At 57.3% G+C, this 13338-nt stretch carries 9 protein-coding genes and 3 pseudogenes; 4 read left to right on the top strand and 8 right to left on the bottom strand.

Translation table 11 applies throughout. From position 1 onward, the window contains the following. Positions 1-73: 73 nt before the first annotated feature. The 6 genes and pseudogenes from AB1286_RS16590 to AB1286_RS16615 form a co-directional block, all read right to left on the bottom strand. Entirely contained in the window at positions 74-1015 is a 942-nt protein-coding gene (locus AB1286_RS16590; protein WP_430364288.1) for a toll/interleukin-1 receptor domain-containing protein, read from the bottom strand. Positions 1016-1181: 166 nt separating this feature from the next. Then, on the bottom strand, positions 1182-1391 hold the full coding sequence (locus tag AB1286_RS16595) for an antitoxin VbhA family protein (RefSeq protein ID WP_430364289.1): 210 nt from the start codon (positions 1389-1391) through the stop codon (positions 1182-1184). 8 nt (positions 1392-1399) lie between these two features. Further along, entirely contained in the window at positions 1400-2233 is an 834-nt protein-coding gene (locus AB1286_RS16600; protein WP_430364290.1) for a TniQ family protein, read from the bottom strand. Continuing rightward, the gene (locus AB1286_RS16605) at positions 2226-2717 is read right to left on the bottom strand and encodes a hypothetical protein (protein WP_430365144.1); all 492 of its coding nucleotides are present in this window, start codon (positions 2715-2717) and stop codon (positions 2226-2228) included. Before AB1286_RS16605 ends, AB1286_RS16600 begins: the two co-directional genes overlap by 8 nt. A gap of 87 nt (positions 2718-2804) precedes the next feature. Further along, positions 2805-3200 (bottom strand): annotated as a pseudogene (locus AB1286_RS16610) (TniQ family protein); the annotation flags it as partial. A gap of 309 nt (positions 3201-3509) precedes the next feature. Continuing rightward, positions 3510-3773, bottom strand: a pseudogene (locus tag AB1286_RS16615) (transposase); the annotation flags it as partial. Between the two features lie 48 nt (positions 3774-3821). Here AB1286_RS16615 and AB1286_RS16620 point away from each other — a divergent pair. Then, the gene (locus tag AB1286_RS16620; RefSeq protein ID WP_430364291.1) at positions 3822-5219 is read left to right on the top strand and encodes an IS30 family transposase; all 1398 of its coding nucleotides are present in this window, start codon (positions 3822-3824) and stop codon (positions 5217-5219) included. A 55-nt stretch (positions 5220-5274) separates the two neighbouring features. On the opposite strand, the pseudogene AB1286_RS16625 reads toward AB1286_RS16620, so the two are convergent. Together AB1286_RS16625 and AB1286_RS16630 are read right to left on the bottom strand one after the other, a co-directional pair. After that, positions 5275-5799: pseudogene (locus tag AB1286_RS16625) on the bottom strand (IS3 family transposase); the annotation flags it as partial. After that, positions 5796-6110, bottom strand: a complete 315-nt coding sequence (locus AB1286_RS16630; protein ID WP_430364292.1) for a transposase — start codon at positions 6108-6110, stop codon at positions 5796-5798. The gene AB1286_RS16630 and the pseudogene AB1286_RS16625, both read right to left, overlap by 4 nt. Before the next feature lie 301 nt (positions 6111-6411). Here AB1286_RS16630 and AB1286_RS16635 point away from each other — a divergent pair, with 301 nt between their 5' ends. The 3 genes from AB1286_RS16635 to groES all read left to right on the top strand — a co-directional run bounded on the left by AB1286_RS16635 (position 6412) and on the right by groES (position 13323). Beyond that, on the top strand, positions 6412-11079 hold the full coding sequence (locus AB1286_RS16635; RefSeq protein ID WP_430364293.1) for an AAA domain-containing protein: 4668 nt from the start codon (positions 6412-6414) through the stop codon (positions 11077-11079). After that, positions 11076-12449, top strand: a complete 1374-nt coding sequence (locus tag AB1286_RS16640) for a hypothetical protein (protein WP_430364294.1) — start codon at positions 11076-11078, stop codon at positions 12447-12449. The genes AB1286_RS16635 and AB1286_RS16640 overlap by 4 nt, the downstream gene beginning before the upstream one ends. A 583-nt stretch (positions 12450-13032) precedes the next feature. Further along, complete coding sequence (gene groES / locus AB1286_RS16645; protein ID WP_102648303.1) at positions 13033-13323, top strand: co-chaperone GroES; 291 nt, start codon at positions 13033-13035, stop codon at positions 13321-13323. Positions 13324-13338 lie beyond the last annotated feature (15 nt).

Consider the following 13338-nt stretch of genomic DNA (forward strand, 5'->3'; position numbering starts at 1 on the left):
AGTGAAGCGGTAAGTCAATTCTATGCTGTGCGAAGAGAAGGCAGAAATTCGTATGGCGCCGATCCAAATGTCGCTATGAAAGAAGGCGATCGAGTGCTTGTAGACCTTCGGCGTCCAATAGCATCACTTGAACGAAATTCCTCCAGTTCATATCCAATGGCTCCGTGGATTTGACGAATCTCACAATTCGTTGCGCTATGATTTCACCGCCCTTGATGAGATCTCCTGTGCTCTCATCGCACTTATGCGGGAAGAACGCCGAGCAGATTGCCGCGCCCAAAGTGCACATTGATGCTCCGGGCGTCCACCAGTCCCAATGCCATATGCCATGCGCCGGGTGATACCCTTCCTGACAATCCAAGGCGCGGTATGACCAGCTTGGATCGTCATACATCCATTTTGGAGGGAGAAGTGGCCCGCCCGGGTTACAGAGCACGCGATGCGAACCGGCTTCGCCGTGGATTTCCCACGGCTGGTGCTGAAAATAAAGGCGAGCTCTCTCCCATATCTCTGCTGCCTTAAGGCGTGCGGCAATCTCGACTTTGATTTGAGATTGACTTGCGCCGAGCACGGCCGACGCTACTGTTGGACCCAGCGTTATTCCATTTTCATGGAGGGAAGTCAAATCAATATAAAGTCGGTCAGCAAGCGGTTGGGGTAACAGCCGATTGACTGATTCCTCGATAATGACGGGAATGATCTTTAAATCAGGCTCTTTGCTTCGACGGCGTAGCATTTTCAGCTCGGCATGTAATCCGGAGCCCTTTGTCATGGCCGACGCAACGTAGTCGTGATCGCAAACGCAAATTACATTGAGCGGTGTTTTGTCTAGCGCGCTCTCGATTTCTGAGAATATCGGAGTGCCAATTGGTATGCTGTCACGGTCCCAGAAAACTGAACACCCTGCGCCTTCGAGATATGTGATGATGTTGCTGCGCAGCCAATCTTTTTTGTCGTAGGGACCGCCCCATGCATAAGAGATGAAGGTCGGTATTTTTTCTTGTTCGTCGGTCATGATGTTGCCTTATAGACAGTCTTATCGTCTATTTTCGAAATAATACCATTCGTAAAATTTGACAGATCCGAAGCGCTAGATTGCGCCGTACGTATCTGCCACTGGATTGGGGGCACGAGCGAAGCGGGCCAGTACCCGCCCAAGGTGACATGCGAGCGCGCTCGATTTACCCCCTGCTGCCGTCATTTGCAGATCCTTCCGTTTGCGTTGGCTCGTGCCCATTGAGGAGCTCACTTAGCGTCAGCTCGCCGTTCACGAATCGTTTCATGCGCGCGATTTCGTCGGGCGGGATCTTGAAGCCTTCCAGCTCGACATTGGCACGGGCGAACGTGACAGCTTCGTGCCGACGCATGCGTTCCTCATCGTTGATCGTCATACTCGACCTCAGGTAGGGCAACCTTTGCTTGGGCGAAAATCCCCTCGGCGACTAGCCCGCTGCTCGTCGCGGAGTATTTGTCTTACAATGAAGCGCGTCGCATGGGTATCTGTAGCTCCACAGATTGTCGGCGCAACGTGTGGGAGATCCCACGGATAATTTTCTCGCAGCCATAGAAGGAAGCCAAGGTCGACCTGCCTGTCAAAGCCTTCGATCAGGAAATACCCGTGCAGGACTGCCGACACCAGGAAATTCTGAGCTGCCAGCTCTCGATCATCAAAGGTTGCCGAAGAGTGGGCGAGGCTGCCGCGAGCTCGCGGTTGTCCGCAATGGTAGCAGTGTGAAATGTCCGACGGGTCACCGTTAGGCGAATGGCCGAGACTTACCTTGGTGCCAATGATCGAGGAGCGGCATTCTGGGCATTGCCACGTGAGCGCAATGTGATGGACGGGGCAATAATTCCAGTCCTTGAATCGCCATTGGATTCTCAGGTATGGCACCTCATCGTGTGATAGACATAGCGCACATACTCGATAGGCCGGCCTGCCGCCGGCGTCAAAGATCAGGAGGGCCTTCAGTTCGGGAAGTTCGCGGACAGCCTTGAATACGCTCCCAAGCGAACGCAGACGTTTCTCAGCAACACGAGTGCCGTGTCCGATACGGCAAAGGTAATCGACTGGCAAGCAAACATCGGGATCGCGGCACTGCGGTATCCCAAGGTGCTCGAGCAACTCTTGGTATTTGACGGAGTGGGTCTGGCAGGTTCGGAGTATCCAGGAAGCGGGTGACTCATCTTCAATTGGCTGTGGTGCAACGAGGATGCTGGCTGGCCGGTTATTCATCCTGTTCTTCGAACAAAGGCAACTGCGGTTCAGTATCTCGCGGCGAACTGTTGCGACGGTTGGTGCGCTTGCCGCGCAGCCGAGAGTCCAGAGACTCGAGCAGTTGAACGTCGGCTAGAGATCCACAATCAAGTCGCAACGCGTCCAGCGCGACGCGATGTATGGCAACGTCTGTAGCCTGTTTCTTTGACTCGATAACTCGAATTAATCGATCATATGCGCGACAGCAAAGTGCCGCGGCTTCATTCGTGGACAACAATCGATTCGCCACGCGTGACACGTGGGGACATGCATTGGTGTCGACAGTACCGAATATCCAAAGTAGTCGGACAAACGTGTCAACCGACAGGCCATCGAACGCGCCGAGCGCTCCGTCCAACGAATGCAAACGAAAATGAGCCAGGCCGAGGAGGTAGATGATTTGGCTGCTGACCGCAAGTTCTCGCGGATCACCACCTTGAGCAGGTTGATCGATATCGGTCAAAAGACGGCCACACTCGCAAATGTCGATCGATGGACGCCTCCAGCTAACGGGGCGCCCGCAAATGCACTGATCTAGCAAACGCAACCTGTGTGTCGGGCATGCCGTAACGAGGCAGACCGACCACGCCGCAAGGGCTCGCACATGCTGCCGGATACAAGCGGGGCATAACTGAGGCCTGGTTTGCCGGAGATGGTATGGGCGAAGAAAGTCGTGCCCGAGAAAGCGAGCTCCGTGCGCCTCGCCGCGAAAGTATCGAGTGACGAAGGCACTGCGAAGTCGCACTGGTGTGCAGCCGAACATGAACGCAATTGCCCCGGAGGAATTGGCGGGAAGGTATAGATGGCCCGGCGACGCGAGTCGCCGGGCGAGTTCGTTGAACGTGATGCCGTTGAGCGTCGCCATCCGTAATGCGAAGCCGACGCCGTCTTCATCGGCGTCAATCTCGTCTTGACGTGGGTATGGAACGGTGGCCCCGACGAACATCACATTACTCGAACGGGTTCGCCGAACTGGTGTCGGCGCCGAACACACGACGGAACGCCAGGCTCAAGTGGTTCTTGGTCACCTCCCGCTCGCTTTTGTCGATCGCGATCATCGAGGACTCGATAATGAGGGACTTCTGAGATTGCCCCGCTTCAACGGACGGATTTGCAGTAGTGATCGATGTGTGATTTAACCTCCATTGAGCGGTAAGTCGCGGGTTGTCCACGGGCGGGCGGCGGGTCGCCTATCACGACCACGACGCCGCCCGGCGGTGGGCAACCCGCATCTCGGAGTGAGTTGTTTTTCGGCGTGCAACTGTTCGAATTCGAGCGGCGAACGGTAGCCGATGCTGCTGTGTAAGCGACGTACGTTGTACCACCCCTCGAGAAACCAGAACAGGCGACGCCGAGCCTGTTCATGGGTCGCGAAGTGTTCTCGCGACAGCAACTCTGCTTCGAGCGTGCCGAAGAAGGATTCACACATCGCGTTGTCGTAGGCGTCGCCGACCGAGCCCATCGACGGCTGCACGCGTGCTTCGCGGCAGCGCCGCCCAAAGGCAATGGACGTGTATTGGGCGCATTCAACCGGTCGTCGCAACACCTTTAGTCGAGGAGGTGTTGCATGGGTAGAAGTGCAGGACGCGGATATCAGTTGACGGGGCGAGGAGCGATGCACTCGCCGGGCGCGCCGTCGCTTCGGCATGAAACCGAGCGTCTATTTTGGAAGCAAATCGCCACCGGCATCACAAGCGAAAGAGCAGCAGAGGCAGTTGGCGTATCTCAGGCGGTAGGCTCGCGCTGGTTCCGCTATCGTGGCGGCATGCCACTATTTATGTCGAAACCTATATCGGGTAGGTACTTGTCATTTGCCGAACGAGAAGAGATCGCATTGCTCTCCGTCCAGGGCCTCGGGGTGCGCGAAATCGCCCGCCGCATAGAACGCAGCCCATCGACCGTGTCGAGAGAGCTCACGCGCAATGCCGCAACACGTAGTGGCTGCCTTGAGTATCGTGCTTCAGTCGCGCAGTGGAAAGCGGAACGATTCGCCAAACGACCAAAGTCGACGAAACTGGCGACCAATGTGCGGCTTCACCGCTACGTGCAGGAACGCCTGGAGGGCAAGGTGCACGACGCTGATGGCCGTGAGATTGCCGGGCCGCGACAAGCACCGTTCAAGGGGCGAAACAAACCCCATCGCGGTGATCGCAAATGGGTTAATGGCTGGTCACCCGAACAGATTGCCAATCGATTGCAAATCGACTTCCCCGATGATAAGTCCATGCGTATCTCTCACGAAGCCATTTACCAGGCCCTCTACATTCAAGGACGCGGCGCGCTCAAGCGCGAGCTGGTAGGCTGCCTGCGCACCGGCCGTGCGTTGCGCGTTCCCAGAGCCAGGGCGCAAGCCAAGGCATGGGCGCACGTGAGCGAGAACGTGATGATTTCCAGCCGCCCTGCCGAGGCGGAAGATCGGGCTGTGCCGGGCCATTGGGAGGGGGACCTGCTCATCGGCCTGAACCGATCCGCTATTGGAACGTTGGTAGAGAGATCAAGCCGTTTCACTGTGCTCGTACATCTGCCTCGTGAAAAAGACTATGGGCTGATTCCACGCACGAAAAACGGGCCCGCGCTGGCCGGCTACGGAGCTGTCACTATGGCCAACGCACTCAAGAAAACCGTGACGGACCTGCCTGCCCAGTTGTGGCGATCATTGACGTGGGATCGTGGCAAGGAACTGTCCGATCACGCCCGCTTCACAATCGAGTCTGGTGTAAAGGTCTTCTTTGCCGACCCTCACAGCCCGTGGCAGCGCGGCACGAACGAAAACACGAACGGCCTTCTACGACAATACTTCCCGAAAGGCACAGATCTATCGCGGTGGGGTGCTCGCGAGCTTCAAGCCGTCGCCAATACACTGAACAGCAGGCCGCGGAAAACGCTCGGCTGGAGGACACCTGCTGAAGCTCTGGACGAGCACCTAAAAACTGTTCAACAATTCGGTGTTGCGACGACCGGTTGAATGCGCCTTGACACCCTTGGTCCGAATGATGGATCACCCGCTCGGGCCGGCGCTGCGTGAGCGCCATGTCGAGCGCTCGCAGCATCAACTCCGTGTACAGATGGTTGGACATTGCCCAGCCCACGACACGGCGACTGAAGACATCGAGCACCACCGCTAGATACAGGAATCCTTCGTCCGTTGGAATGTAGGTGGCGTCGGCCACCCACAGGATGTTAGGCCCGTCGGCGCTGAAGTGACGACGTACCAGATCCGGAGCGCGCCGTGCTCCCGCGCGTTGACGCGTGGTCTGCTTCCAGTGCCCGCGGCTCGCTCCACATAGTCCGGCCAAGCGCATCAGACGCGCGACGCGCTTTCGTCCAACATGCACGCCCTCGCGCCCAAGCTGGATATGGATGCGCGGCGCGCCGTAGGTACCACGCGAACTCGCGTGCAACGTTCGGATGCGGCAAAGCAACTGCGCATCACTGCCTGCCTGCTTCGACGGCTCTCGTACGAGCCACGCGTAGTAGCCGCTGATGGAGACACGCAGCAGCCGCGCCATCGTGGCAATGGGCCAGCGGGCCCGGTTCGCCTTCATGAATCCGTACCCTTCGGCGGTACGACTCCGGTCTCCCGGGCGAACCAGGCAGCCGCGTGAGAGAGTATGTCGCGCTCCGTTTTCAGTTGCCGGTTTTCGCGGCGCAGACGCGTGAGTTCCTGCCTCTCGGCCGTGGTCAATCCGTCCTGGCGAACACCGGCGTCGCGATCGGCCTGTACGACCCAGTTGACGATGCTTTGCGCCGTCGGCTCGAACTCGCGAGCCAACTCCTCAGGCGTGCGTCCCGCCTTCACCAGTTCGACCATCTGTGCCCGGAATTCCGCCGGATACGCCTTCCGATGCTTGCCCATGACGGCACCTCCTCTTCAAAAGAATAGGTGTCCGTTTTTGCGGGTCAACTTCACTCCGTGTCGTACTCTCGAAAATCTTTGAACGCGTGAGTGTCCCGGCATAACCAGTCCTTTCGAGCGCATATTGGGTCATGCTGATTGCATATTAAGTATCTAATAGAGGGCATGTCGCCAGCGATTGCGCTAGTGCAAATGCGATAGAATTATCTGCCATGTGCAATCTGCCTTAAAAAAACGGCTTTGTGCGAGACGGGGGATACAAATGGTTTGTCGGGTGAGATATCTCAATAGCGCCGGCATCATGCCGCGCGAGATCAAGGGGGTGGACGCACTATCGAGAGCGTTCCCAGCAGAGTGGCTTCTTTACGTTTCGCTCAATTGCTTTCCCCGCAACCAGGATCCGATGGAAATCGATGCGGTCGTGGTGACTGACGACCAGATCCTTCTGCTCGAGATCAAGGACTGGAACGGCACGTTGACCTCCAAAGGAGACCGCTGGTTTCTCAACAAGGCACCCCGCAAGCGATCGGCTGTCATTGCCAGCGAGGAGAAGGCAAAGAAGCTCAGGTCTGTGATCAAGGGCGCAAGCTCTTTGGCGGGCGCCTTCACCGTTGAGGCCCGGGTCGTGTTCACCGGTACTGCGGGCGCTTCGAACCTGCCGCCTCAAGAGGCCGCACGGACCTTGACGCTGGCAGAAGCATGCCTGATAGGCGATCCTTCCAAGCGGTACAACTACATCCCCAAGGGCAAGATCCAGCTGAAAAAGGCCTATCACTTCGAGGCGGAATTCGAAAAGGTGTTCAACAACCCCAGACTATTCCAGCGCTCGGAAATGGACTGGTCGGGCTACGCCGTTACAGAGAAGGACGTCTTTGTGCATCCGCGCGGAGTATGGCATGACCACTTTTCGCAGCGGAAAAGTGAGCCGCGTATCAAGGGGATGGTGAGGACATGGTCGTTTGATCGTCTTCCCGTCGGGCTCAATAGCGGTGAAATGCGCAAGCTGGTGGCCTTACGAGAGACCAACGTCTTCGGGTACCTCGAAGACGTTCGGAGCGATCTCATCAGTCGAAATCATGTTCTCAAGGAGGCAGTTGCACCTGACGACGAGATCTCGACGGATCACTTCGAGGTGCGCCATCTGGGATCCGGGTGGAATCCGCTGGACCGATACCTTGTGCAGCAACGCGAGGACCTAAGCACACAGGACCGTTTGGTCATTGTCTCGAGCTTGCTCAATATCGTCGCTCACCTGCACCGCGATAACGTGACACACCGCGACATTGGCCCAAGGTCGGTCTGGATTGGAAGCCACAGCGACCTTGCGCTGACGGGATTCATGTCATGCCAGTTGCCGGACAAGAATTCAGTTATGGATTGGCTTAAGGACCTCCGTGGATATGCGCCTTTCCTTCCTGAGGACGCGACGGATGCCGTGAGCACTGGCCGTCAGCGGGACGTTTATTCGTGCACTTACCTAGCGGCACAGATCCTCCTCGGAACTGCGCCATCAGAGGGCGACCCCGAGTGGGTCATCGCGTCTTTGCCGTCTGAACTTTCAAATCTCGCCGATTGGTTTCGTCGCGGCATGGCGGCGGAGCCAGCGCAGCGGTTTCCCGACGCGATTGAGCTTGGGGATACCTTTTCGGCGCTTGTCGAGGACCGCACACCGGATGGCTTCGATGCAGCTCTTCTGGACCGGTTTGAATCAAATATTGTCCCATTTACGGCTTGGCCACCTACGTCTGCCGGGACAACCGTCGGGCTGAAACAGACCTATCCTCACGAGAAGGACGGCCGGACTCTCATGGTCAAGGTCTGGATGTCCCTGGTTAGGAATCGCTCGTTGGCAAGCGACTGTGCGCTTCTTCGACTGCTGCAAAGTGTAGACTTGTTGCGAAGCGCTCCTGTCAAGGGGCTCCCGAAGTTCATCGCATACGGCCTCTCCCCAGTCGGCTTGTTTGTGGCCTACGAGCGCTGCGAAGGTACTCCGCTAGCGGCCGTGACGGTACTCCCAGAAAACGCATCGCTGTCTCTCGCCTCAGAGTTCCTGCGTTCGGTCTCAGCATTGCATGAGCTTGGTTGCGAGCACGGTGATATATCGCCGGCCAATGTGCTGATTGATGTGGGCGCAGATTCAATTTCTCTGATCGACCCATTCGATGTGTCACCAACGGGGGATGGCACTGTCCGCACGCCTTCGATGTGCCCCAAGAATTGGGAACAGTTGAATCAGGCGGCCATCGACCGGTACGCAGCCTTAAAAGTGACGTGCATGCTGCTGGAGCTCGATCCCGGCGAGCGGGCAAAAGATCTACTTATAGAGCTCACGACTGAGCTTGATAAGCCGGTGATCGAGTCGTTGCAACTTGCCACTTCGCTGCTTGCCAAAGCGGCGGCCGCAGCGTGCGCACCGCCCGTGCGAGAGTTTGTGCTGCGCTCGTCCTCACCAAACCACAATTTTGGAAACGCGGACAGAATCTATGTGCGCCGTAAAATCGAGGATAGCGGTGTAACTACTTTCGTCCTTACGACAGTAAATGCCCAGCTGATTCTGTCCGGGGAGGGAATGCGCCTGACAAACCAGTGGTTCAGGCCAACTTACTTCACGACTCTCGCCTACGAGTCGACGTCGGGATACGACGATTTGCCATTCCATATAACGGTCGAGCATGGCACCGAGGCTGGGTTCGACGAGCTTTACGTTTACCTTTGTGGATATGAGCGCTTCGCTCTTCCGGCACGGGAATCCCTCTCGTCATCACGCCCGTCGCACTTCGATGTGGCATGGCATTGGAAGAAGCTCGTAGAGCTCGAGGAGGATGCTCGCGTCGAGATCGCCATCACGGAAATTCTGTCTCAGCGCGACCAGGCGTTGGTGTGTACGTACGAAAACTTAGGCAAGGACTTCGATTTCGATGAGGAAGACATCATCGAAGTCTACGCAGGCAATCGTCGGATTGGCCACGTCGATCTCACGGCTAGCGCATTGCCCGCAGCGATCGGCATCGTTTGTACTCGTGGTCGTGTCTCGGAAGGCGATCGGCTCAGGCTCGCCGGGCGACGTGAGCAGACGTCGATGGACCGACGTGCGCGAGCCGTTCGCCGCATTCTGGACTACCGCTCGGTCATCTCGAACCTGATCGACTACTTCGACCCCAAGAAGCAGCTCGATCCGACGGCATTTGATGTACGAATCGAGGACGATGAACTCAACTCCTATAGCCTCAATGGCGGCCAGCAACGGGCCTTCCGTCAACTTCTCGCGGCGGGACCGGTGGGGCTACTGCAGGGTCCGCCGGGGACGGGGAAGACACGATTCATCGCTTCCTTCGTCCACTGGCTTCTCACCTGCGGAGGATGTCAGCGCATCCTAATCGCTAGCCAGTCCCACGAGGCTGTCAACAACGCGGTTGATTCATTACTGCGATTGCATAAAGATCGCGGTACACGCCCCAGCCTTCTGCGCATTGGTTCGAAAGGCATTACGGAGCGGATACGGCCGTACCACTCAGTGGAATTGCGTGAACGTTATAGAGTGAAGTTCGAAACTGCCGCTAAGTTCCGATTTGGTCAACTTTCGGCGGCCCTCGGAGTTGATCGAGCCTACTCATCCGAACTGTTCGACCTAGACAAGCAGGTTGGCACGTTGGCACGCCGATGCGCGAACGTGCAAGAAACGCTGAAGGACGATGAGGCTCAACTGGCCATCGACCGAGAACGCAACCGGGTGCAGCGATCGCGCGTGGCGGACGCCTTCCGCTCTGCCTTCAAGGCATTTGCGGGGCGGGAGCCGGATGTCAATCAAGCGCTGCAAGAATACGAGCAGCTTGTCGCTGACCTTGTCAGGAAGCACCCTGAGGTCTCGCCCGCCGATGTCACAGCAGCGAGCAACGCATTGAAGCTCACCAACGACTGGCTGCATTCTCTGGGGTCGCCCGGGAGAAACTTCGAAGAGTTTCTTGCCAAAACGCGTAGCGTCGTGGCAGCGACTTGCGTTGGGGTTGGCCAGACACGGATCAGGATCGATTCGCAGGTCTTCGACTGGGTAATTGTCGACGAGGCCGCGCGGTGTACCCCCGGGGAGTTGGCAGTACCCATTCAAATGGCGCGACGCGTGCTCCTCGTCGGGGACCACCTACAGTTGCGACCTATGTTAGACAGAGAGATGTTGGATGATCTACGCTCATACAGTCCAGATGTAAGCCCCGAGGAACTGATCAGAAGCGACTTTGAGCGTGCGTTCACCTCTGACTACGGATTCGAAATCGGAGTTCGGCTTACCGAACAATACCGAATGGATCCGGCCATCTGTGCGATGGTGTCGCGATGCTTCTATGAAGCGCACGACATCCGGCTCGACACGTCCAAGGATCGCGAGCCTACTTTGAAACAATCGGACATTGAAGTGCCATGGCTCTCGACTCCAATGGTGTGGGTCAATACTCAGTGGCAACAGGGCAATGAAGAAGTGAAGCGCGATGGCGATACGACATACCACAATCCTGCCGAGGTGGATGCTGTGATGGCCGTGTTGGAGCGTCTCTCGGCAGACAAGAAACTAGTCGACGCCTTAGGGCGGCTGGATGATGAAACTCCGATCGGTGTCATCTGCATGTACAGCGGTCAGAAGCGTGAACTCGAGTCTGCATGGTCGCGTAGACCTTTCGATCCCAGATTCAGACGGCTAGTACGCATCGACACCGTGGACTCTTACCAAGGCAAGGAAAACGCGATTGTCATTCTCTCGTTGGTTCGCAGCAACCGTAGTGGTGCGACGGGCCATGTAGGCAGCGCCAACCGATGCAACGTTGCTGCCTCACGCGCTAAGGAACGGCTCGTCATCGTAGGAGACTGCAAGATGTGGGGCGAGCAAGTGCCTGCACAATCGCCGATGCGAATGGTACTCGAGTACATGCGAGAATACGCTTCGTCATCCACGGTTCTGTCTGTTCAGGAGCTGACATGAACATGGCGGCCATTGAGTCTTTCCAAACGAACACCTTCGGCTTCAATCTGCCGTGTAGACAGTTTGTCATTGCGGCAGAGCGAACGCGAGAGCGGCGACTTCCGATGGTCGATGAGTTTGTTCTTCGCACTCTGCACTCCGTTCGGTCCATCACCGCCCCACGGCTCGCGCGCTTTTTCGGGTTTGAAGGAAGAGACCTTGGTATTGTCATCTCTGACCTACAATCCCGGGGCCTCGTGGTGCTGGAAGGTGAGACTCTGACGCTGCACGCTTCTGCAAAGGAGTTGTTCCGAACGTCGGATGAGTCGGCTCCCACGATCACCGTCGCAGAACCGATGCATGCCGACGTATGGTTCGACCTCGTCACCAAGCATATGGTGGGTGGCCGTGGTTTGCGTAATGTCCCGCACCTCATCTCTCTTCAAGCTCGACAGACGCTGGACGAGAGCGAGGCTGGCGCAGCGTTCCATGACCACTTCCGAGAATACTTGCGCGTCGCGCGCGGCGACAAGAGCGCGGATGAGTGGAATCTCTATTCCATACTCGATGTTCATCCTGGCCGATACAGCTTCGTCCAAATTGGAGGCAGTGAGGTTCTCACCCTCGACCCGGCGCCAAAACTGGAGGCTCGTCTGCAACTGGACGACTACGACCGTGGGGGGCGCACAAGGCGACTGACGGAGGCTATGACTGCGGAGCTGAGCACGCGGGACCAGGCGGCTCCGAGTCAGGTGTCCTCGAACGAGTTCGCACGGCTGATCGGCAAGGACGATTTAGCTCGCTGGACGCGTGCGGACGCGACGTTCGATTTGGCAGGTTGGTATGCCCATGAACTCAGATCAGGTGCTGAAGTTGCCGCGCCGCTCGTAGGCTACCCATATGTCGAAAGAAATCGAAAGGTTATCGCAAAGCTTCTCGACGAGGCGACACTTGACGTCGGCGAAGGGGGGCGCTCAGAACTATGGTGGTTACGTCCTGGGGGATCTCGATGGGGAGCCACCGAGGATCTTCCGTCCACGCTGGAGGCGCTTCGCTCGACAGTACGGGCATGCACCAAAGGAGGTGCGCTGTTCACAACTCTGGTGTCTCCGGCGGCGGTTAGTGCTAGGGAAGCCCAAGCCTTCCAGCGGATATTTGATCGAGGTCTTCACGCGCCTGCGGGAACGGCCCCGCTTGCCCTTGAGATTTTGCTCGTGGCCGAAGCCTTGGCGGTCGTCTCGGTAATGGTTCCACTGAGCCAATCGGTTCATGTCCCGATCGGATATGTGACGATTGACGAAGATGCCGTTAAGCGCATCGCAGAGATGAGTCGGATACGTGGCTTCGCAGTTGAGGGTACTCGTTTGTGGCCAAAGGCCGAGCGAACCTAGCTCACGGGTAAAGGCGGAGGCTTTGAGACGGTGGCCCTTGATCCCGAATCGGGGCTCGGCAGGCCGTAGTGCCATCCGGCCGGGCTTAACCGACACAAATTTCCAATAATGGGGGGCGAACAAGAGCTTCCCGTGCGTCATTGGCTTGTCACGTCATCCGGTCGGGTTGCCGCAATCCTCGCCTCGATAGAGGTCGGGGATTTCCCTGGGCGAGTTCGAATGGCGTGATGCACTGGCCACTTCGTTACTTGCTGCGGGTAGCACTCGTATCCACTCAGTTCACTGGGCGCGTGACCTTCAGGTTGTGCTATCTCGTTGTTTTAATGACGAAGATGGGTGATAGGCGGCCTGCGCCTCTAGCCCCAGAGGTTCCAACTTAAGCGAGCAAAGTTCAACGTTGAGTGAATCTCGACAGGGGAGGCACCCCCAAAAATTCTCCCCCCACCCCCTTCTTGAATTTGCCAAGGTCGGTCCATATAATTAGCACTCGCTGCACTTGAGTGCTAACAAAGGTTTCGTCCGGGTCGCGCTACGCGGCCTCAACTTAAGCGTTTTTCAGTCTCAAACCAAGAGAGGAGTAAGCATGAACCTTCGTCCTTTGCACGATCGCGTCATCGTGAAGCGTTTGGATCAGGAAACCAAGACCGCCTCGGGCATCGTGATCCCTGACGCCGCCGCCGAGAAGCCGGATCAAGGCGAAGTGCTCGCGATCGGGCCGGGCAAGCGCAATGACAAGGGCGACCAAATCGCGCTCGACGTTAAGGTCGGCGATCGCGTCCTGTTCGGCAAGTACGCTGGCCAGACCGTTAAGGTCGACGGCAACGAACTGCTGGTGATGCGCGAAGAAGACATCATGGCGGTCGTTCAGAAGTAAATCCCGTCCAGGTCG

Source organism: Trinickia sp. NRRL B-1857, from assembly GCF_050470685.1.
Classification (GTDB): Bacteria; Pseudomonadota; Gammaproteobacteria; order Burkholderiales; family Burkholderiaceae; genus Trinickia.

What these genes read in the sequence shown, in the direction of transcription:
- groES (WP_102648303.1), top strand. Translation starts at nt 13,033, where the DNA reads ATGAACCTTCGTCCTTTGCACGATCGCGTCATCGTGAAGCGTTTGGAT.
- AB1286_RS16600 (WP_430364290.1), bottom strand. Translation starts at nt 2,233, where the DNA reads ATGAATAACCGGCCAGCCAGCATCCTCGTTGCACCACAGCCAATTGAA.
- AB1286_RS16640 (WP_430364294.1), top strand. Translation starts at nt 11,076, where the DNA reads ATGAACATGGCGGCCATTGAGTCTTTCCAAACGAACACCTTCGGCTTC.
- AB1286_RS16630 (WP_430364292.1), bottom strand. Translation starts at nt 6,110, where the DNA reads ATGGGCAAGCATCGGAAGGCGTATCCGGCGGAATTCCGGGCACAGATG.
- AB1286_RS16590 (WP_430364288.1), bottom strand. Translation starts at nt 1,015, where the DNA reads ATGACCGACGAACAAGAAAAAATACCGACCTTCATCTCTTATGCATGG.
- AB1286_RS16635 (WP_430364293.1), top strand. Translation starts at nt 6,412, where the DNA reads ATGCCGCGCGAGATCAAGGGGGTGGACGCACTATCGAGAGCGTTCCCA.
- AB1286_RS16620 (WP_430364291.1), top strand. Translation starts at nt 3,822, where the DNA reads ATGGGTAGAAGTGCAGGACGCGGATATCAGTTGACGGGGCGAGGAGCG.
- AB1286_RS16595 (WP_430364289.1), bottom strand. Translation starts at nt 1,391, where the DNA reads ATGACGATCAACGATGAGGAACGCATGCGTCGGCACGAAGCTGTCACG.